16 protein-coding genes are annotated in these 22,308 nt (G+C 47.3%); 12 read left to right on the top strand and 4 right to left on the bottom strand.

From position 1 onward, the window contains the following. Positions 1-157 precede the first annotated feature (157 nt). From C1N53_RS02250 to C1N53_RS02210, 9 genes are all read left to right on the top strand, one after another. Positions 158-1,660, top strand: coding sequence for a catalase (locus tag C1N53_RS02250; RefSeq protein ID WP_137757780.1), 1,503 nt, complete (start codon positions 158-160; stop codon positions 1,658-1,660). A 322-nt stretch (positions 1,661-1,982) separates the two neighbouring features. Continuing rightward, on the top strand, positions 1,983-2,276 hold the full coding sequence (locus tag C1N53_RS02245; RefSeq protein WP_137757779.1) for a helix-turn-helix transcriptional regulator: 294 nt from the start codon (positions 1,983-1,985) through the stop codon (positions 2,274-2,276). An 80-nt stretch (positions 2,277-2,356) separates the two neighbouring features. Further along, a complete protein-coding gene (locus C1N53_RS02240) occupies positions 2,357-2,761 on the top strand; it encodes a rhodanese-like domain-containing protein (protein WP_137757778.1) in 405 nt (134 codons plus the stop codon). Positions 2,762-2,919: 158 nt separating this feature from the next. Beyond that, positions 2,920-4,146 (top strand): exonuclease SbcCD subunit D C-terminal domain-containing protein, encoded by a 1,227-nt coding sequence (locus C1N53_RS02235; RefSeq protein ID WP_137757777.1) that lies wholly within the window; start codon positions 2,920-2,922, stop codon positions 4,144-4,146. 167 nt (positions 4,147-4,313) lie between these two features. Beyond that, a complete protein-coding gene (locus tag C1N53_RS02230) occupies positions 4,314-7,961 on the top strand; it encodes an AAA family ATPase (protein WP_137757776.1) in 3,648 nt (1,215 codons plus the stop codon). Positions 7,962-8,181: 220 nt separating this feature from the next. Next, positions 8,182-10,191, top strand: a complete 2,010-nt coding sequence (locus C1N53_RS02225; protein ID WP_168193936.1) for a tetratricopeptide repeat-containing sensor histidine kinase — start codon at positions 8,182-8,184, stop codon at positions 10,189-10,191. Positions 10,192-10,313: 122 nt separating this feature from the next. Beyond that, positions 10,314-13,736 carry an amidohydrolase family protein gene (locus C1N53_RS02220; RefSeq protein ID WP_137757774.1) on the top strand — a complete coding sequence of 1,141 codons (3,423 nt, stop codon included), beginning with the start codon at positions 10,314-10,316 and terminating at the stop codon, positions 13,734-13,736. A 219-nt stretch (positions 13,737-13,955) separates the two neighbouring features. After that, positions 13,956-14,798, top strand: a complete 843-nt coding sequence (locus C1N53_RS02215; protein WP_137757773.1) for a thermonuclease family protein — start codon at positions 13,956-13,958, stop codon at positions 14,796-14,798. Between the two features lie 39 nt (positions 14,799-14,837). Further along, entirely contained in the window at positions 14,838-15,275 is a 438-nt protein-coding gene (locus C1N53_RS02210; protein ID WP_137757772.1) for a hypothetical protein, read from the top strand. Between the two features lie 58 nt (positions 15,276-15,333). Here the strand turns inward: C1N53_RS02210 and C1N53_RS02205 are convergent, their stop codons facing one another. Beyond that, the gene (locus C1N53_RS02205) at positions 15,334-16,188 is read right to left on the bottom strand and encodes a universal stress protein (protein WP_137757771.1); all 855 of its coding nucleotides are present in this window, start codon (positions 16,186-16,188) and stop codon (positions 15,334-15,336) included. A gap of 98 nt (positions 16,189-16,286) precedes the next feature. Further along, positions 16,287-17,342: a DUF6687 family protein gene (locus C1N53_RS02200; RefSeq protein ID WP_137757770.1), complete on the bottom strand. Its 1,056-nt coding sequence runs from the start codon at positions 17,340-17,342 to the stop codon at positions 16,287-16,289. Positions 17,343-17,470: 128 nt separating this feature from the next. Here C1N53_RS02200 and C1N53_RS02195 point away from each other — a divergent pair, with 128 nt between their 5' ends. Beyond that, positions 17,471-18,934, top strand: coding sequence for a nicotinate phosphoribosyltransferase (locus C1N53_RS02195; protein WP_137757769.1), 1,464 nt, complete (start codon positions 17,471-17,473; stop codon positions 18,932-18,934). 106 nt (positions 18,935-19,040) lie between these two features. After that, positions 19,041-19,979 (top strand): DUF3575 domain-containing protein, encoded by a 939-nt coding sequence (locus C1N53_RS02190; protein WP_137757768.1) that lies wholly within the window; start codon positions 19,041-19,043, stop codon positions 19,977-19,979. Between the two features lie 71 nt (positions 19,980-20,050). On the opposite strand, the gene C1N53_RS02185 is transcribed toward C1N53_RS02190, so the two are convergent. Further along, on the bottom strand, positions 20,051-20,350 hold the full coding sequence (locus tag C1N53_RS02185; protein ID WP_137757767.1) for an HNH endonuclease: 300 nt from the start codon (positions 20,348-20,350) through the stop codon (positions 20,051-20,053). A gap of 243 nt (positions 20,351-20,593) precedes the next feature. Here C1N53_RS02185 and C1N53_RS02180 point away from each other — a divergent pair, with 243 nt between their 5' ends. Beyond that, entirely contained in the window at positions 20,594-21,847 is a 1,254-nt protein-coding gene (locus tag C1N53_RS02180) for an MFS transporter (RefSeq protein WP_137757766.1), read from the top strand. 41 nt (positions 21,848-21,888) lie between these two features. Here the strand turns inward: C1N53_RS02180 and C1N53_RS02175 are convergent, their stop codons facing one another. Beyond that, a complete protein-coding gene (locus C1N53_RS02175; protein WP_137757765.1) occupies positions 21,889-22,299 on the bottom strand; it encodes a response regulator transcription factor in 411 nt (136 codons plus the stop codon). Between the last annotated feature and the right edge of the window lie 9 nt (positions 22,300-22,308).

The following is a 22,308-nucleotide window of genomic DNA, read 5'->3' as shown; positions in this document are numbered from 1 at the left end:
CTTTTAGAAGCTCATGCTTAATCCTCTCCAGACAAAAAAGTATTGCCATAAATAGACAAAAGCTATGACAACATAAAATTTATCAATTTGATCTATATATAAATCTGCTATACTTTTGAGGCATTAAGATAGATTATTAACCCTTTCCCATATTTCTATGAATCATAACGAAGAAACCCAAAAGTTAACAACCGCTTCAGGGAAGCCTTACTATGAGCACGAAAACAGTTTAACAGCCGGACCAAGAGGACCCGTATTGTTAGAAGATTTTATCCTGCATGAAAAACTGGCTCATTTTAACCGCGAAAGAATACCGGAGCGAGTTGTGCATGCTAAAGGCTCTGGCGCCTATGGTACTTTTAAGGTAACGCACGATATTACCAAATATACTCGTGCAAAGGTATTCAGTGAAATAGGCAAAGAAACCCGTGTTTTCCTCCGCTTCTCTACAGTAGGCGGTGAAAAAGGAAGTGCCGACAGCGAGCGTGACCCACGAGGTTTTGCGGTAAAGTTCTATACCGAAGACGGTAACTGGGACCTGGTAGGAAATAACACGCCTGTTTTCTTTATCAAAGACCCTAAAAAATTCCCGGATTTCATTCATACCCAGAAGCGCGACCCTTATACTAACTGCAAAAGCGCAACCATGATGTGGGATTTCTGGTCGCTGAACCCTGAGAGCCTGCACCAGGTGGTTATCCTGATGAGCGACAGGGGAACACCTTTCTCCTATCGCCACATGCACGGCTTCGGAAGCCATACCTTCTCTTTCATTAACAAAGAGAACGAGCGCTTCTTTGTAAAGTTCCACTTCAAAACGTTGCAAGGCATTAAGAACTTTACCGATGGGGAGGCCACAGCCTTAAAAGGCCTGGACCCGGATCAGGCACAGCGTGATCTGGTAGAGGCGATCGACAGAGGCGATTTTCCTCGCTGGGCACTGAAGGTACAAATCATGCCGGAGGCTGAAGCGGCTACCTACAAGTGGAACCCGTTCGACCTGACCAAAGTATGGTCGCAGAAAGATTACCCGCTGATTGACGTGGGTGTACTGGAGCTGAACGAAAACCCCGACAACTACTTTGCTCACGTAGAGCAGTCGGCTTTTGCTCCGGCTCACCTGGTAGATGGCATCGGCTTCTCTCCGGACAAAATGCTGCAGGGCCGTATTCTTTCTTACCCGGATGCACATCGCTACCGCATTGGCGCAAACTACGAGCAGATTCCTGTAAACCGATGCCCGTTTGCAGTAAACAACTACCAGCGCGACGGCGCTATGCGTGTAGACGGAAACGGAGGCAGCAAACCAAACTATTTCCCGAACAGCTTCGACAACATTAAGCCAGACCCAAGTTACAAAGAGCCTGCTCAGAACCTGGGCAATGTAGTGGCTGACTGGTACGACAGAAATGCCGAAGGCGAAAACGACCACTATACGCAGCCAGGCAATCTTTACAGATTAATGACACCGGAAGAGAAGAAGAACACTGTTTCTAACATCGTAGGTGCCATGAAAGGCATAGATGGACCTAAGAAAGGTGAAATTATCAACAGGCAGCTTTGCCACTTCTTCAGAGCAGATATTGGCTTAGGCCTTGCCGTAGCTCAGGGATTGGGAGTAGACATCTCTGCTTATGCTGATACCATGCATGCTAACTAAAAAGCACTGCTTCAGAACCAGGAAGTTGTGCTACAGGAGATAAGTGTACAAATAACCGGAAATTAACTTTACACTTGTTTACTTGATCAAGTTACCGAAAGCCAGCCCTAGTGCTGGCTTCTTTTTTTCCTGCTAACAGGTGCTGATGCCCCGGTTTTTTGTCTCTCTTTAAAAGAAATCTTTTTATGCTGAGACAGCACATTTCTATTCACAACAAGCTACTCATATTTGAACTTCTTTCCTGCTATTTCTGTCTTTTAAGTATACATGAAGAAACCTTCATACGTTATACACTATAGCTAATATTTAATATTCCTGACATATGGGCACCTTAAAAGTTAGAGTTGATCAAAAGAAGTTGGAAAGGTCCGCTTATATCTTAAAATGCCTGGCGCACCCTGTGCGTATCAGCATTATAGATTTACTCGAACAAAGCCAACAGCTTACTGTAAGCGAATTACAGGAAGCACTGCATATAGAACAATCGCTGCTCTCTCACCACCTTATTAACATGCGCGATAAAGGCATCCTGGACACTTACCGGTCCGGAAAAAACGTGTATTATTCTATACTCGACACAAACCTGACCAATATTGTGAGCTTCCTTACCAGGTAAGGCAGGAAACACATTACTGGCTTTTGTGGCTCTAGTGCCTGCTCTTATATGTATATTTGCCTGTATAAACTTAACCGACCATGAAGATATTCATAGCAACCATACTCACATACCTGCTCTCTTTTGCACCACAGCAAGGAACTCCTGAGGTAAAGCGTTTAACAGCAGAAGCATATAAAGAGCAGCATGCCAGGCAAAAAGGAGCAGTGCTATTGGATGTTCGTACACCGGCTGAATACACCAAAGGCCATCTTAAAAAGGCCAAGAATGTTGATTTTCTGGCTGGTGAGGTAGATTCTGCCATGCACACCTGGAATAAATCAGACACCTACTATATTTATTGCGCTACCGGTAACCGGAGTGGTAAAGCAGCTAAATTATTGCAGGAAGCCGGATTTGAGCATGTATACAATATTGGTGGCTACGAAGACCTGGAAAAAGCGGGCATCGCCACCAGAAAGGAGAAGAAGCATAAGGGCGAGTAACTTTTGCTGCGTAATGGAGGCAAGGTGTGTTCTAAGTATACTTTCCAGTTTCTAACTTTTCATTCAGAACCTCCCTTTCCCTAAATTTTATATTCCTAATTTGCATTATAGATATAGGTTAATGTAATTTAGAGCGTACAGGAGAAAGGATTGGGATCATGCGCATTTTACACACCTCAGACTGGCACCTTGGCCAGCGTTTAGTTAACCTCGAAAGGACCGAAGAACACCAGCACTTTCTGGATTGGCTACTGCAAACTATAGCGCAGGAGCAGGTAGAGGTATTGCTTATATCGGGCGATGTATTTGACAATGGTGCCCCCTCCAATACAGCTCTGAAGCAGTATTACAATTTCCTGACGAAAGTATGCGCCACCTGTTGCCGCCACATCATTATAACAGGGGGTAACCACGATTCTATATCTACTTTGAATGCTCCTAAAGAGCTTTTAGATTGCTTTAACATAAAAGTAGTGGGAGGCGCTACAGCCAATCCGCTGGATGAACTGCTGGAGCTACAGGATGCACAGGGCAACCTGCAACTAGTGGTTTGCGCGGTTCCGTTTCTGCGCGACCGCGACGTGCGCCTTTCTGTTCCCGGCGAAACAACTGCAGAACGCGAGGCCCGCATTAAACAAGGTATAGCTGCCCATTACCAGGCTTTTGTGCCGCATCTGCAGCCTTACAAAAAACAAGCGATACCAGTTGTAGCCATGGGGCACTTGTTTGCAGCCGGAGGCACGGCCTCCGAAAGCGAAAAAGAAATTCATGTGGGTAATCTCGGGCAGATCGGGGCAGAACAGTTTCCGGAGGAGTTTGACTATGTAGCACTCGGGCACCTGCATCGCCCTCAGCAAGTAAATAATCGCCATCATATCCGCTACTCCGGCTCACCTATTCCGCTTAGCTTCAGCGAGGTTACAGATAAGAAAGTGGTTTTTATCCTGGATTTCGAAGAGGGAAAACTGGCAAACCTTCGTGAACTGGAAATACCAGCCAGCCGGAAACTGGTACGCTTTAAAGGCTCCCTGGAAAAAGTAAAGCAGCAGGTAATTGTTTTCGACAACAGCCCCTACTGTTTCCCCGCCTGGGCCGAAATACAGGTAGAACTGGAGAACCCCCTCCCCGACCTGAACCAGCAGTTGGAAGAAGTACTGGCCCTGCAACCAGAGCTACAGCTTCTCATCCACCGCCCGCCTGTTATTAAATCGGCCAAGCAAACGCTGGAGCAACAGGTAGCAGCCATTGACCTGCACACTCTGGGTGAGAAAGATGTGTTTCTGAAACGCTGCGAAAGCGCCTTCCCCGACAGCGACCACTCCGAACTGGTGGCTACTTTTGCCGAACTAATGGAGCTGATGGAACAGGAGGAGTTGAACAGTTAAAAAGTTGAAGGAGCTTTTTAACTGTTTTAGCCAAAGGTCACCTAAGCGTGTTTCACCTCCGGAACCAGAGAAATAAAGCATGCTTTCCGCATGAAAGAATAGTGGCAGAAAAAGGTAATTGTTTGCTGTAAGCCTGTACCCGATCTGCATTTAAAGAAAGAGTAACCATGAAAATCTTAGCTGTACGTTTCCAGAACCTGAACTCATTAAAAGGGCAACACGAGATCCGTTTCGACCAGAGCCCTTTGGTGGATGCCGGTTTATTTGCCATTACGGGCCAGACTGGTGCAGGTAAAACAACTTTGCTGGATGCGATAACTGTAGGATTATACGGGCTGGCACACCGCCACAACACCGATAAGCCGCTGGAGATTATGACCCGCCACACGGCTGAAAGCTATTCGGAAGTGGAGTTTGAGGCGAACGGCAAGCGCTACCGCTCTAAATGGCAAATCCGCAGAAGCCGGGGCAAAGCTGAAGGCAGGATACAGTCGGTACACATGGAGCTGTATGACTTTGCTGAAGACACTCTTTTTGATCTGAAACCCAGCCAGGTGCCCGACAAAGTAGCGGAACTCTGCGGGCTGGATTACAACCAGTTTCTGCGTTCGGTCATGCTTTCGCAGGGCGATTTTGCCCGTTTTCTGAAAGCAAACTCCAATGAACGAAGCAGTCTGCTGGAAAAAATAACCGACACAGGTATCTACTCTGCTATCTCCCGTTTTGCTTTTGACAAGGCAAAGGCTGAACGGCTGAAAAAGGAAGAGCTGGAACGTAAACTACAGGACAGCAAGCTTCTTCCTGAAGAACAGCGCCAGGCCTATGAGCAGCAAATAACAACCCTGAAATCTAATGAGGCGCTGCTGGGGCAGGAAATCCAGACTATACAGGAACAGGTGCAATGGCTGCAGCGGATAGAGCAGTTAAAAGCCAAAGCACAGCAACAGGAACTGGTGCACCGGGAGCAGGAAGCCAAGCTCACGCAGCTTCAGCCTGAGTTTCAGAAACTGGAGCAGCACGAACAGGCCCGGCAGTACGAGGGGCAGCTCACTCGTATAGAAGTAGCGAACGGCCAGCTGGTACAGGTGCAGAGCCAACTGGAAACGCTGGTAAAACAACTGCCTGTGCTCGAAACAGAACTGGAAGCTGCCGGACTTATGGCAACTGCGGCAGGTACAGCACACCAGCAACAGGAAGAGGCCCTGCACAGGCTGGAACCACTGCTGGATCAGGTAGTAAAGCTCGATCACCAGTTGCATACAGTGCGGGAGCAGTACAAAAAAGACAAGGGAGCCTATGTGCAGTTTAACACTGTGTTTCAACAGGATAAATTAAACCTGCAACAGAAACAAGAGCAGTTAACTGCATTAACACATAAGGCCGGTCTGCACAAAGACTGGCTGCAGCAGAACCAGCATCTCCAGGATCTGCCTGAGAACTTATTTGATTTCCGGCAAACGGTAAAAGACCTGAATGAAGCAGAACAGAACATCGAAAAGCTGCTTCAGGAGCAGGCTACAGTAGAACAACAGGTACGCCAGGAGGCGCAGCAAAACCAGGCACTGCAGCAGAAACAGGCACAAACCAGAGCTTTACAGGAACAATACGAGCAGCAGCGGCAGGAAAAACTGACAAAACTGCAGGCTGTACTGGCTGCCAGAACCATAGACCAGTTAGAGGCAGAGGCTCAGGAACAGCCGTTATTACTTGCCCGCTACGAAAAACTGCTTGACCTGGCCACGCAGCACCAGGAACACAGCACCAGAAAGCAGCAGTTGGCAACCCAGGTACTGCAACAGGAGCAGGAAATAAACCGGAAACAGCAGCAGCTAAAAGAGCTTCAGCTAAAATATAGCGAAGGCTTCACCAGACTGGAAGAGCTGCAAAAACTGGTCTTGCTACAGCAACGTATTCAGGAGTATGAACAGGCAAGGCAAAATCTGCAACCGGAACAGCCTTGCCCGCTTTGCGGCTCTGCACACCACCCTTACCTGGAAGGCACCTATACCTCTACCCTCTCCGAAGACCAGCAGAAATGCGATAAACAGCAGTTGCTGGTAAAAGAACTGGAGGCAGGTATAAACACAGTGCAGTTGCAGTTAAATACCCTGCAGCATGGCCTGGCCGTATCAGGTCAGCGCAAACAGGAAGCTGAACAGGAAGTCGATCGTTTACAGCAGCTTTACCAACAGCAGGCAGGCAGCGTAAGCCCTACCTTGCACGATATAAAAGAACTTGAACATCAGCTGGCCTATCAAAAAGAAAAAGTAGGCAGTCTGAATAATAGTCTGCAACAGGCCCGGCTTCACAGCAAGGCATTGGAAAACATAAACCAGCACCTGCAGGTTGCCCGAGAAGAAGGCATACGTGTACAGGCTGAAATAAACCAGTTGCACCACTCAGAGAAGCACCTGCAAACCCAGGTAGCCAAACTACAGCTTTCGCTGCAGGATGTACGCGTGCAACTTCAATCTCACGCTGAAATGGCCGCGTCGTTTGCAGCTGCTTACGGTTTAAGCTACACTGCTGATACCCGCCACGAAGTCCTGAAAAAGCTGGAGCAGCTCGTGGCAACTTACCAGCAGAAGCAGCAGGAACTGGTACAGATGCGGGAAATTTATACCGGGATGCATGCCGAAGTTAAAGCCCTTGAAGCCAGTGTAGAGGAAAAGCAAAAAGAGTTGCAGCAACGCCAGGCACTTCTTAAAGACGCACACCAGCAGCTTGTAAAGCTAAAAGAAGAACGGACCGACTTGTTTGGAGAGAAAGACCCGCAAAAAGAACGCCAGCACGCCCTGCAGGAATTAAAAGCAAAGGCCGTACAGGCAGAAGAAGCCAGGGCCAGGCAACAACAGAAGCAACAGGAGTTAAAAGAGAACCGACAACGGCAACAAGAGTGCCAGCATACGCATCAGCAAAACAAATCGCAGCTCGACGAGCTACGGGACGGGCTTCTTCGTGTGCTGCAGCAGCAGGGCATTGCCACCATAGAGGCTCTGAGCCAGATGCTGCTCCACAAAGACGAAGCAAACCGCCTTGCCAACCTTAAATCGCAGACAGAAAAGCACCTGACAGAAACGCGCAAAAGCCTGGCCGATGTGCAGCATGAACTGGAGCAAACGCAGGTTAAAAAACTAACGGAGGAAAGCCAGGAAACACTGCGCGAACTTTACCAGCGGCAAACACAGCAGCAGCGTGCCTTTATAGAGGAACGGGCGCGGTATACCCAGCTGCTGGAACAGGATAAAGAGCAGAGGGAGAAGAACCTTGCACTGGCGGTGCAGCTACAGACCCAGCAACAGGTCTGCTCCCGCTGGGATCAGCTCTCTAACCTGATCGGATCGGCAGACGGCAACAAATTCAGCCGCTTTGCACAGGGTCTTACCCTGGCACGGCTGGTAGAACTCGCAAACAGGCACCTGCAGAAGTTGAACGACCGATACCGCATCCTGAAATCTTCTGAGGAAGACTTGGAGCTGCTCATTGTGGATACGTACCAGGCAGAGGCTGTCAGGCCTATGAATACCCTCTCTGGCGGGGAAAGCTTCCTGGTAAGCCTGGCGCTGGCGCTGGGCCTCTCAGACCTTGCCGGGCATCGTACACAGATTAACTCGCTGTTTATAGATGAAGGTTTTGGCACCTTAGATGCTGAAACTCTGGATGCTGCCATAACAACACTTGAAAACCTGCAGGCCAGTGGCAAAATGATTGGTATCATCTCGCACGTAGAGGCTTTGAAAGAACGTATCAGCACACAAATAAAGGTTCATAAACAGGCCGGAGGAATCAGCAGTATAGAAGTTACAACTTCATAAAATATAACTATTTTAACTTGAATATTTCATTTACCATTTCACAGGTATTGGTAATGCAATAAATACTTTCTTATAATCAATTTTTAACTCCAATCAGAATATTATTAAAATATTATATTATAAATTGTAGCGTGAATGCTTTTTTAACTTAAATTGCACTCACGCAATATTGCTATAACAACCTGTCTTCCAACCTTCTTACACTATTCTAATGCTGCGCATGAAGATGATAGCGCTACTCCACTTGTTTATTCTCCCCTATCTGTATAGTGTTCAGGACGACGGAAAGATCAGACAGCTTCACTCGGAACTTGAGCAAACGAATGAGCAGGCAGTCAGAGCTGATATACTCAGTGATATCAGCCAAGCGTACAGGTCTTCGAATCCGAAAGAAGCAATACAGTATGGCAATAAAGCTATTGAGGCAGCCGAAAAAGCGGATGATGTAAAAGTTCTCGCCAAGGCTATCAACACAACAGGAGCCGGCTTTTTCATGCTGGGTGATTTCGAATCTGCTGCTAACAAATACTACGAAGCACTCAGGCTAAGAGAGTCGATCGGCGATTCGGTTGGTATCTGTTTAAGCTACAACAACATCGGCAATATTTATATAAGCCAGCATAACTACACCAAAGCTGAGGAATACTATAACAAAGCACTGCGCCTTGCGAACCACATCAAAGACAAAACATCAATTAGTCGCACGCTAAACAACCTAGGCAGCTCGTCTCTGAAGCAGGGAGCCTATGAGCAGGCTTTAAAGTATTACAAGGCAGCACTCCCTTTAAAAGAAGAGCTGGAAGATAAACCGGGTGTTATTGCGGCACTTAGCAACATTGGATTGATCTATAGCACCGCAGGCAATTACCAGGCTGCCCTCACATACCAGCTCCGTGCTTTAGCCATTGCCGATGAAATACAAAGCCTGCACGATAAAACTTATGTTCTGAGAGGCTTATCAGAAGCTTATTGGGTTAGTAAAGATTATGACAAAGCTGTTTACTACGCAAAGCTCAGCCTGGAAGAGGCGCAGAAACTAAATGCAAAAGACCACATCAGGCTCTCAGCAGAACTCTTAAACAATATTTACACCACTATTGGCGACTTTAAAAACGCGCACGCTTACCTGACGCTTTACAGCCAGTACAATGATAGTGTACAGACAGAGAAGGCGATGATGCAGATCTCAAGCATGCAGGTAAAGTACGACACGGAACTCAAAGAAAAGGAAAACCTGCAGCTGAAAACGAACGGAAACCTGCAGGCCAAACAGCTTCATCAGAAAACGCTTATCCAGTATGGCATCGGCACTTTGTTGGCAATTTCGGTCTTGTTCAGCATAATAGCTTACAGAGGCTCAAAGCGCTTGCGCCAGATAAACAAGCAATTGTTTATAAAAAACGAGCAGATCATGGCATTTCACCACGAACTGTCTGAAAAGAAAAAAGCCATTGTAGAACAGTCGGACCAGCTGCAAAAACAGAAAGAAGAACTGGTACGGCTGAACGAGGTAAAAAACAAGCTGTTCTCTATTGTTGCGCACGACCTGCGAGGGCCACTGGTTTCTTTAAAGTCGCTCCTGCAACTGTTATCGGTAGGTGCTTTGCCTGAAGATAAGCTTCGCCAGTTTGCCAAAACGCTGGAGTCAGAGCAGCAGAACACTTTATGGCTGCTGGACAATTTGCTCATCTGGGCCCGCTCGCAGATGGAAGGCCTAAACACAAAGGCCAATACCATGCATATTGCCGCGCTCGTACAGGAAAACATTGAACTTTTAACGCCTCAGGCACAGCGGAAAGACATCACCATCACCAATAAAGTAGCGCCAAACGTTGCCCCTATCACCATGGCCGATGATGAGATGATTAAAATGGTACTCCGCAACCTGATATCCAATGCCATTAAATTCTGTAATGCCGGCGACTCAATTACCATAGAAACACAGTCAACCGACTATTTTTTAACAGTTATTGTTCAGGATACAGGTATTGGCATTGATGCCAAAAGCCAGGAAAAGATTTTCGGTTTCCGCAGCCTAACCACCCGGGGAACCGCACTGGAAAAAGGAAGCGGCCTGGGCCTGGCGCTCTGCAAAGACTTTATTGAGCAAAACGGCGGCAGAATATGGGTAGAAAGTGAGCCTGGAGTTGGCAGTTCCTTTAAATTCACGTTGCCTTCTATGGGCACCGCACAGCGGCAAATGGCATCTAAACTGGATTTCCTGCTGTAAATACTTTTCTGCGCTCCACGACAAAAACTTCCATTAAAACAACTATACCTATTTTATTTAAAAACCTGCTATATTTAACTTCTTATATAGCAAACCTTTACCTAATCTATCCAAACCTATACATGAACAGAATATCTAAAAGCTTTAGCGGCCACTGGAAAAAGCCGCTGGTGGTGCTTTGTTCGCTGGGCTTTCTGGCAGGACCTGCTCTTGCCCAGGAGCAGCTCAGGACGCTAAATGAAAAAGTAAAAAAGGAAGACAAGAAAGATCTTCCGCTGGAGGCTGATCGCCATATAAAGATCAAAACAAAGGAAGGCTCCTGGCTGGCGCTGGATGTTCACCCCGATGGCAGCAAGATCATCTTCAGCATTTTAGGCGACCTGTACCTGCTGCCTATAACCGGCGGAAAAGCTGAACAATTAACCGAAGGCATGGCGCTAGACGTACAGCCCCGCTTTAGCCCGGATGGCAAATCTATTCTGTTTATTTCGGATAAAGACGGAGCTGACAATCTCTGGACGATGGACCTGAGCACCAGGAAAACCAAGCAGATCAGCAAAAGCAAGAACGAAAACTTTCAGGCTGCCGAATGGACGCCGGACGGAGAATACTTGGTGGCTGCCAAAGGGCGCCGTAACTTAAAACTGCACCTGTACCACAAAGACAGTGGCAGCGGTGTAGCGCTTATCAGTAAGCCCGATAACCTGAAAACCGTTGAACCTGCTTTCGGAAAAGACAGCCGCTACATCTGGTATGCCAAGCGCACAGGAGCCTGGAACTATAATGCACAATTGCCACAGTACCAGTTAGCTACTTTTGACAGAGAAACAGGCGAAACCGATACCAGAACCTCCCGCTATGGTTCTGCCTTCAGCCCCACCCTATCACCAGACGGAAACTGGCTGGTATACGGCACCCGCTACAACAACAACACGGGCCTGGTTGCCCAGAACCTGAAAACAGGCGAGGAAAAATGGCTGGCTTACCCGGTACAGCGCGACGAACAGGAATCTATTGCCCCTCTGGGTGTGCTTCCCGCCATGTCGTTCACGCCGGATAGCAAAGATCTGGTTGCTTCTTACGGAGGCAAGATATACCGCATTCCGGTAGCAGGTGGCCAGGCAAAAGAAATACCTTTCGAAGTAGAAACAGAAATCGCTATCGGTCCTAAGCTGGAGTTCAAGTACCCGATCACAGACGACAAAACGATGACGGTTACGCAGATAAGAGATGCGGCTGTATCTCCGGACGGAAAACGTGTTGCCTTTACCGCATTAGATCGCTTATACCTGATGGATTACCCAGGTGGCACCCCGAAGCGCGTTACAACACACGAGTTTACTGAAGCACAACCTGCCTGGTCGCCGGATGGCAAAAGCCTGGTGTTTGTAACCTGGCATGAAAAAACAGGCGGTTCTATTTACAAAGTATCTGCCGATGGCAAAGGAAAACCTGTAAAATTAACCGTCGAAAATTCTGTTTTCCAGGAACCGGTGTGGTCGCCGGGCGGTGATAAAATCGTGTTTATTAAAGGTTCGTACCAAACCTACCGCGAATCGGCTGGACCAAGTGCCTTCGATTCGCGCCAGACAATTAACTGGGTATCTTCAAAAGGAGGCCCGAGTACTTTTGTAACAAAAGCTAACCTGGGCGCAAATCCTCACTTTGTAAAGGGAGACGACCGCATTTACCTGTATAGCTCAAGCGATGGCCTTATTTCTGTACGTTGGGATGGCACAGATAAAAAGCCCTACATCAAAGTAAAAGGCATTACCACCTTTGGTTCTTACGCCGATATGCTGGAAGAGGAAATGAGCCACAACCTGCACCTGAACGAAAGAGAACCGGAAATGCAGCCTTCTACCGCTACAATAGTTATCAAAGCTCCTGTAGGCGATAAGGCACTTGCCCTGATCAACAACGAAATTTATGTAGTTACACTGCCATTTGTTGGAGGCGAAACACCTACTATTTCTGTTGCTGATGTGGCCAGTTCGCAGTTCCCAAGCTGGAAGCTTACCGACATCGGCGGGCAATTCCCGAGCTGGTCTTCTGATGGAAAAACAATATACTGGTCTATCGGCAATGCCTTTTTTGCCTATAATTTAGATGCAGCCTTTGCCAGAAAAAGAGAACTGGACCTTCTGGAAGAGAAAAAGAAAGATGCCAAGCAAGAAACTGCCGAAGCCAAAACAGACAGTACCGGCGCTAAAGAAGCAGTAAAGATTGAAGGCTATAAGCCACAGGAAACAAAAATTGCCATACAGGTGCCGCGTGATATTCCGCAGGGAACCCTGCTGTTGCAAGGCGCACGCATTATCACCATGAATGGCGATGAGGTAATTGAGCAAGGAGACATACTCGTAGTAAACAATCGCATCAAAGCTGTTGGTCCGGCAGGCACCCTTACAGTTCCTCAGGGGGCTACTATAGTAGATGTAAAAGGCAAAACCATTACACCGGGCTTTATTGATACACATGCCCACATGTGGCCGCGCTGGGGCGTGCACTCCAACCAGGTATGGATTTATGCTGCCAACCTGGCCTATGGCGTTACCACAACCCGCGATCCTCAGACTGCCACTACCGATGTGCTTACGTATAGCGACATGGTAGAAACCGGTAAAATGCTCGGTCCAAGAATATATTCTACAGGTCCTGGAGTAGGTTACTGGTCTTATAACCTGAAAAGCCTGGACCATGCAAAGAGCGTGCTCAGACAGTATTCGGAGTACTACAACACCAAAACCATTAAAATGTACCTGGTAGGCAACCGCCAGCACCGCCAGTGGATTATTATGGCGGCGAAAGAGCAGGGCCTGATGCCGACAACAGAAGGCGGCCTGGACTTTAAACTGAACCTGACAGAGGTATTAGACGGCTATCCGGGCCATGAACATTCATACCCGATTTACCCGCTTTACAAAGATGTGATAGACTTTGTGTCGCAGTCGCAGATAGCCTATACTCCTACCCTGCTGGTATCTTACGGCGGCCCCTGGGCTGAAAACTACTACTATGCTACCGAAAATGTGATCGGCGATAAAAAGCTGAACTACTTTACCCCGAAGGTGGAGGTAGACGAGAAAGCCAGACGCCGTTCCGGCTGGTTTATGAAAGAAGAGCACATCTTCGACCGCCATGCAGAATTTGTAAACAACATGGTAAAAGCAGGAGGTTTAGCCGGTGTCGGCTCGCACGGGCAGTTGCAGGGACTTGGTTACCACTGGGAACTGTGGTCTATCCAATCCGGGGGCATGAGCAACCTGGATGCGCTTAAAGTAGCTACTGTACTGGGTGCCAAATCCCTCGGTCTGGATGGCGACCTAGGCACTATTCAGAATGGTAAGCTGGCTGACCTGGTAATCATGGACCAGAACCCGCTGGAGAACATCCGCCATACCAACACTATTAAGTATGTAATGCGCAATGGCCGTTTGTACGATGCCAACAACTTAAACGAACTGGCTCCTACAAAACGTAATGCCCCGGAGTTCGACTGGCACAGCGCAATGCCTGTTGGCGTACCTGGCATACAGGAATAATTAACACACCCCCCTTTTCGAAGCCCTCACTTAAACAAGTGGGGGCTTTTTAATTTTGGTAACTATGCTAAGGCAGGTAAATACAGCACTCAAATTCTATACTTATAGTAATTTCCTATTTTACTACAGGTATAAAACCTGGCTTACTGCTTGTGCCCCGCCTCTGAAAAACTATAAATAATATTTGTGGTAAAAGAAGATTAACAGCACCTTTGCCTCATGAAAAAAACACTCTTTTTCTACTTTTCACTTCTTATTCTGCTTTCCATAACTGCTTGCAGGCAAGACAATGACAAGGCGCGTGAAGAATTCCGCCAGCGCCAGCAAACTGTTAACGGACGTGCAGCAGAAACATCTGCCAACGATACGAATGAGCCAGCAAATACACCAGCTGCTGCCGAAACCAGAACCCCGGAAAATATTGCAGGAGACAAGATAGTGGGCGTGAAAGACGGAGACACATTTGAGCTGCTTCGAGATGGTAAAACCTCAATTACAGTAAGGCTCTACGGAATAGATACGCCGGAGAAGAACCAGGCATTCGGGCAAAGGGCCAGGCAATTTGCCTCTGACCTGGCCTTTGGTAAAATGGTTCGGCTGATAGAGCATAACAAAGACCGCTATGGCCGCACCGTAGGCACTATTATACTTCCTGACGGGCGCAACCTGAACGAGGAGCTTGTGCGGGAGGGATATGCCTGGCACTACAAAGCTTACTCCAAAGACAAGAACCTGGAGAACCTGGAGGCAGATGCCCGCCGTTTTAAGCGCGGACTCTGGCAGGACCCGAATCCTACGCCTCCCTGGGATTTCAGGAAAGAGAAGCGAAGCGGCACCACCGACACCAGTGCTGCCCCCGCTACCAGCAATAAAGCACCTATACCCGCTGGTGCCACTAAGCGACAGGTGTATATCTGCGACAGTTCCGGTTCAGCAGTTTATCACCTGGACCAGAACTGCTCTGTTTTAAAACGTTGCAAAGCGGAAATGTTGACGATAACAGAGGCATCTGCCATAAGAGAATACAACAGAAGATTAGATAAAACCTGTGGCTCTAAATAAAATATCGAGTATATTTAAGGTTCATCACCCTCATTATTTATGCAGACAACATTCCATCAGAAAGCTTTAAAATTTGTTAAAACCAGTATTTCAGCTGCCATTCTCTTTTCTGCTTTTACTGCTTGCCAGGGAACAGAAAGCTCAGATGGCACAGCCGCAACTACTGATGCTCAAACTGAGCAGATAGCGACGGCGGACTCGGCAGTAGTAAAAGAAAGAAGACCGGCACCAGACTTTTACTTTATATCGGAAGATATGCGCGATAAACGGGTATGGATCTGTGATGATGCCGATAAAGACATTTTCCATACGGTGCATAACTGCGATTCTCTGCGTGGCTGTAATGGCAAGTTCAGAAACCTGACCATCGTGCGTGCCATAGAAGACTTCGACCGCTACAACTGCCAGAGCTGCAGCAGCGACTTAAACGACATCTTTGATGAAAATAAGGTTAGATTAGAAACTGAATTACACTAATGCTCTTTACTATTCTAACCACAAAGGCTGCTTTACATCTGAAAAGCAGCCTTTGTGGTTACTGCCGGTGATGGTGCAGCACCAGCAATGGAAAATCGGCTTGATAGGTTAGCTTTTCCACCAGGCTCTGAGAGAACAGCTCCTGCAAAAAGCCCTTCTGCTTCCGAACAACAGCTACCACACTGCCTTTGGTTTTCAGAAAATAGTTCTTGATACCTTCATCGCGATGCTTGTTCACGACCTCGTGCATACTGATAGACGCCCCCGGAAAAGCCTGCTGTAAGTGCTGCCAGAATTGTTCTGCTTTAGCCTGACTTTCCGTCGTCGATTCCTTTACCACATGCACCACCTCTACCGTACTGTTAAAATAGCCAGCAAATTGCAGCACTTCGCCCAGCGCTTCTGTGTCCTGGTCAGCAAAGTCGGAGGCGAAAACAATCTTCTCCATAACAGGGGCAGGAGCATTGGCCGGTATGGCTAAAACCGGACACTCCACCTCGTCTATAACAGCTTCGGCATTGCTTCCAATCAAAAGCTCTTCCAGTTTATTTCCCACTCCGGTTGTACCCATCACAATCAGGTCGTATCCTTCCTGCTTTGTCAGTTGCTCTGCCAGATCAGTTAGCAAAGCTTCTTTTAGTATATAATCGCAGGTGAAGCCGCCTTCTCTGTTAGTAACTTGGTTTTGTTCCAGCGTCAGGCAAGCCGTTCTGAGCCGGTCTTCTGCAGCACGCATCTGTTCTCCCAGCAGCTCGCTGGCCACCAGGGCCGTTTCAGAAGTATCAATAATAGGCAGGTGTACCACATGCAGCAGTGTAAGATGCGCCTGCGCGCGCTGCGCCAGGAAGGCGGCATACTCCACAGCCTTTGCAGCGGTTTCAGAAAAATCAGTAGGGCACAATATCTTTTTCATAGCAGTTATAACAACAGAAGCTTATATTTTATAGCTGCTATGTATACGGAATTTGGTCAGAAGGTTAAAAGGTCAGCAGGTTAAAACTTTTCAACATGCTAACCTGCTAACTCCTTAATCTCTTTCCAGGTCCAGTTATACCTGGGCTGAATGGTTTTGTAGGCGTTGGTATAGTGCGCTACTATAACTTCTTTCAGTTGTTGCACTGGTATTGAAGACGAGAAGATTTCGCGGCTTGTGGGGTTGTCATACGTCTCCAGGCGCGTAAGCTTGTCGCCATCCAGACGCAAAAGCGGGCCTGTTTCCGTTACAGACTCGTAGGTCCAGGAGCGGTCTGACTTTTCCAGTTTGTTTAGTTTTTCGGCAAGCGGGGCCATTGGTAAGCGCGGCAATGTTGGGCGGGATGCTATATCAACCCAAGTTGTATATTTATATTCCAGTTCATACCTGTTCTGGTCGTAACAGGTTAACACCATATCGAATCCTTTGGTACGGCTGAAAAGGCCGTAATAATGAACTGGGTGTGGTGTTTCAATAACAAGAAGGCCAATACCAGGGAAACGGCTCAGCTTTGTCTTCGGACTATACATTTCACGGTAACCCAACAGCGCATCGGCTACTTCATCTTCCCACACGCCTTTCTCCCAGTCCGGGTCTTGTAACACGCGTTCAAATTCTCTCAGGAAGTAAGTAAACTTTTTCGGGCAAAGCGTTACCTCCGGCTCCGGAAGCTGTTCTGCTCCAAACGGAGGATAAAACAGATCCCGTTCCCGGGCATTGATCCAGCACACCAGCTTTAGCGCCTCCCCAGCCAGCGGGTGGTTCAGGTCCAGCTCCCGGAAATCCCCGATCAAAGCCATCTGGCGCAACAGTTCCTCATTTTCCAGCGCAAGCTCCGGATGAAGCAGGCTCCACACACCAATAAAGCCATCAATGTCGAAATGGTTGGCAGTAACGTATGGCAGATCCAGTTCCGGCAGGCTTAACCGCAAGGCATGCAGCACAATGGCCGCACTGGTATCGTCGCGTATTTCAGCCGGAGTGGGTGTGCCACGCCAGTGCGACAACATAAAGCCATTGGCATGAGTACTGTCTACTACAATAGCTTTTTGCTGCCTGAGCTCAGAAAAAGGTATAAATTTGCGCTGCATCATGCCTTAAAGGTACAGAAATTTATACTTTGTGCCGCCGTAGGCTTCTCTCTACTTTATGTGAACAGGCTGCAAAACGATAATACATAAACAAATTAATACGAAAAAAGAGCATAACCTCTTCATCACAAATGAAACTAAAAGATATCTACGCCACCTCCCTCTCCTTACTCACAGACCTGTATCAGCTAACAATGGCTTATGGCTACTGGCGGCAAGGCATGGCCGAGCAGGAGGCTGTATTTCACCTGTACTTCCGTAAGAACCCATTTAAAGGCGGTTATACGGTAGCGGCCGGGCTGGAACATGTTGTGCAATACCTGCAGGAACTCCAGTTTCAGGAAGAAGATTTAGCTTACCTGGCCGGATTAAAAGGCTCTAAAAATCAGCCACTTTTTGAACAGGGATTTATAGATTACCTCCGTGAGATGCGCTTCAGTTGCAATGTAGAGGCTATTCCGGAAGGAACGGTTGTTTTTCCGAATGAGCCTTTGGTACGGGTTAGAGGGCCATTGCTGCAGGCACAGTTGATAGAAACCCCGCTGCTTACGATAATGAATTTCCAGACCCTTATCGCTACAAAAGCTGCCCGTATAGTAGAAGCTGCAAAAGGCGACAGAGTAGTGGAGTTTGGTATGCGCAGGGCCCAGGGGATAGACGGTTCATTGTCTGCCACCAGAGCAGCTTATATAGGCGGGATTTCCGGCACCTCCAATTTGCTGGCCGGTAAGCTTTACAACATACCTGTAAGCGGCACGCATGCACATAGCTGGGTGCAGGCTTTTGATTCGGAACAAGAAGCTTTCGAGGCGTATGGCGAAGCATTTCCCTCCGACTCGATTTTTCTGGTAGACACTTACGATACCTTGGAAGGCGTAAAGCATGCCATTGAAACAGCTCAAAAGCTGCAGCACCTGGGCTTTAACTTTAACGGCATCCGCCTGGACTCCGGTGACCTGACCTATTTGAGCGTGGAAGCCCGGAAACTACTCGACGCCGCCGGTTTTACGCATACCAATATCGTTGCCAGCAACGACCTGGATGAGCACATTGTCACCAGCCTTAAACAGGAAGGCTCTAAGGTAAACGTTTGGGGTATCGGTACAAAAATGGTAACAGCGTATGATCAGCCGGCTCTAGGCGGCGTGTACAAGCTTGGGGCTTTACGTAAGAAAAACGGGGAATGGGAGTATAAAATTAAACTGTCGGAGCAGCTAGCGAAAACCTCTAACCCTGGCATACAGCAGGTGCGCCGCTTCTACGATAAAAATGGGTATACGGCAGATATGATCTACAATGAGTTTGAGCCGGTTCCGGCGCAGCCAGTGGTAGTAGATCCCTTAGATAGTACCCGAAGAAAGCAAATTGAAGCGGGCTGTGCCTACAAAGACCTGTTGGTACCTGTTTTCTCAGGAGGAGAGTTGGTGTATACTTTGCCCGCTTTGCAGGAAATAAGGGGAAAAGTAAAAGACGAGCTTAGCCACCTGCATGAAAGTATCCGCAGGTATCTGAACCCGCATAATTATCCGGCAGGCCTGGAGGAAAACTTACATAATTTCAAGATCAGCCTGATCCTGCAGCTCAGAGAATCTTAAGCTAAGGTGCTTTCTGCCATGCAATTTGTCAGATATAAAAAATACCAAAGTTTAGGTATTTTTTATATCTGACAAATTGCACATCTTTGGGAAATTTTCCAACAACATGAAACAACTTTTACCCTTTATCTTCTGCTTATATGCAGGTTCGAATTGTATTGCCCAACAAACAGATTTGCTGGCTCCTGAAGCGACAGCTGCACCCTTAACAGCGCTTGCTGTACCTTCACTTACCAGAGCCAATGTGCTTATAGCCGATGAAAGCACTTCGTTGTACCTAAGAACACCTGCCGAACAGGTAGCCGGCACTCATCCTGCTACAGCCGACACATTAGCGGCAACAAGCCCATCTTACAAAAAGAATAACCTGAAGATAAACTTATCATCGCTGGCACTGGGTAATTACAGCTTTAGCTACGAGCGTTCGCTTACACCTAAAATTTCCTTTGTGGCAGGCTACCGGTTTATGCCCGAGCAATCGGCCGGTGATATGTGGATCTCCAAAGAGATAAGCAAGCGCTTTTTGGATGAAGATGACGAACTGAGAAGCGACCTGGATAAGATTCAGTTGTCAAACAATGCTGTTACGGGCGAGTTTCGTTTCTATACCGGAAAGAAACCTGGTGCAAGAGGGTTTTACGTATCGGTATACGGTCGTTATACTACTATAAAAACGAACTATATCTACGACTATGAAACGCAAAACACTAGTTACCAGCTCCCTCTTCAGGCAGATATGAAAGGATTTGGTGGGGGACTTATGATCGGCTCGCAATGGTTGATTGCCAAAAGAGTAACGTTTGACTGGTATATCATAGGAGCTCATTATGGTAAACTTAAAGGCGATCTAGCAGCCGTAAGAGATCTAAGCCCATTATCTGCTTCCCAAAAAGCTGAACTGGAGCAGGATATAGAAGACATTCTGGTGATTGGTGACAAGCAGTACATCGATGCAACTGTTACAGATCAGGGCGTTACCGGCAAACTAAATGGTCCTTTAGCAGGTATCAGAGGTTTAGGTTTTAATATAGGCATTGCCTTTTAGCCAACCTGTACAAGTGCCTTTTACAAAGCGGCCATGCATTCTTAAATGCATGGCCGCTTTCTTTAAAAGCTTCAGCCTTTCCCTCTTCTTCTGCCCCTTCTGTTCGAAATGCGCTCCATCCGCTTGTTTCTCACCCATTTTAAATATTTTTTTAAAGGTTCGGCTTCCTGCAAAGCCGGTATAGAGTTATAGAGCAAAGCCAGTTCTTTATTGGTAAAGGTTAGATGAATGGTACTATGGCAGGGCTGGCAAAGGTCTGCTGTGGCTCCATAACGCCCGCCCTCTTCGCGCGGCACCAAGTGATGCCGCGTGAGGCTTTGCACCTCCCGGCCGCATAGTTCACATACTAACTCCTGTTGCTTTTTCACCATGTCATGCTATCTGCTGGCTATCTGGTAATAATCAGATAAAAACAATTTCTGATACTATACGGTTTAGAGGCATGTGTTAGTTCTGCCCCCACACCGGATGCTTTCCTGCTTTCTTCACCCTAAGACATTGAAACAGAAAGCTTTTTATTTTATAGTGCTTCAAGCTCTAACATCAGATAAAATTTGAAACTGGCACAATGGGATTATGCTTACATTTGCCTGATTAAACTTAATGTTTTAACTATGAAATCTCATAACGAAGAGGTTACTGCTATACACGCTGCAGACCAGCACCAGCTTGTCCCTAAAAAAGTTATACGGGAAGGGCTTCTGATTTTTATTCTGGCGGCAATTCAGTTCACGCACATGATGGACTTTGTGATCATGATGCCCTTAGGTCCGCAACTGATGCGGATTTTCAGTATTTCTCCGAAAGAGTTCGGTTTTCTTGTTTCGGCCTATACCTTTAGTGCGGCCATTGCCGGTTTTCTTAGTGCCTTATTTATAGACAGGTTTGACAGGAAAAAGGCGATGCTGGCCTTATACTTCGGTTTTGCCCTTGGCACACTGGCCTGTGCACTGGCCCCGAATTACTTTTTACTGATAGTAGCCCGCGTGGTTGCTGGTGCCTTCGGAGGTGTGTTAGGAGCTCTTATTCTGGCTGTTATAGGTGATGCTATACCAGAGAACCGCCGCGGAGCAGCAACCGGTAAAGTAATGGCGGCCTTCTCGGTTGCATCCATTGCCGGTATTCCGATTGGCCTTTACCTGGCCAGCGAATTAAGCTGGCACATGCCTTTTTACCTGCTGGCAGGCCTTAGCTTCCTGATCTTACTGGCGGCCATACGTTTTCTGCCAACCATGCGCGGGCACCTGACCAATGCTGTTAGAACCAACCCATTCCGTGTGCTGGGCGAAATAGCCGTTTCGCGTAACCTGCAATGGGCAATGGGTTTAACCGTAACACTTACCAGTGCAGGCTTTCTGATTATCCCGTTTATAAGCCCGTATATGGTAGCTAATATTGGATTTTCAGAAAGAGAATTAAGCTATATCTATATGTTTGGTGGTTTAGCAACTGTGGTTACTTCTCAGCTAACGGGGCGGATGGCAGACAAATTCGGAAAGCAACGCATCTTTATTTTAGCGGCTCTTCTGGCTATACCTCCTATCCTGGCTGTTACCAGTTTGCCTCCGGTACCGCACTATGTGGCCCTGATTGTAACCACTATCTTCTTTATTTTTTATGGTGCACGCTTTGTGCCGGCCATGGCGCTTATAACATCAAGTGTAGAGCCCAGGTTAAGAGGCAGTTTTATGAGTATAAATTCATGTGTGCAGCAATTAAGCGCAGGCTTGGCTTCGTTTGCAGCAGGTTTTGTGGTAAAAGAAACGGCAAGTGGTACCCTGCAGCATTTTAACTGGTTAGGAGTATTAGCATGTGTTATCTCACTATTAACAATCTGGGTTGTTCGCCACCTGAAAACAGTAAGTTAAACCATGCTGGCTATTGTTTTTTTGAATAGAAGGCCAGCCTTCTATTCAAAAAAATTCTTAACTATTGGTAATACCTCGTCTCGTTTCAGAGCCTGTAAGGCCATTCGCATTTCTTCGGGTTCAGCACTTTTCAGCAAGTAGCCATGTGCCCCTTCGTGCAGGAGCTTTTCTACCAGTTGCTCTTCTCCATGCATAGAAACCACTAATATTTTCACCTTCGGGTATTTACTGATCAGATAGCGGGCAGTAGCCAGGCCATCCATTTCAGGCATCTCCAGATCTAACATAACAACATCCGGCAGATTATGCTCAATCTTTTCTAATAGCTCAATTCCGTTAGAGGCATCACAAATAACGGTTATTTCGCTATAAGTCTTAAAAATTTGCACCAGGCCTTTACGAAACAGGGTATGATCGTCTGCAATGGCCACAGTTATTGGGGTGTACTCCATAATAAACTA

This window comes from Pontibacter sp. SGAir0037 (genome assembly GCF_005491705.1).
GTDB lineage: Bacteria > Bacteroidota > Bacteroidia > Cytophagales > Hymenobacteraceae > Pontibacter.
Note: the sequence above shows the minus strand (reverse complement) of the source record. Positions and strands in the feature narration are given on the sequence as shown.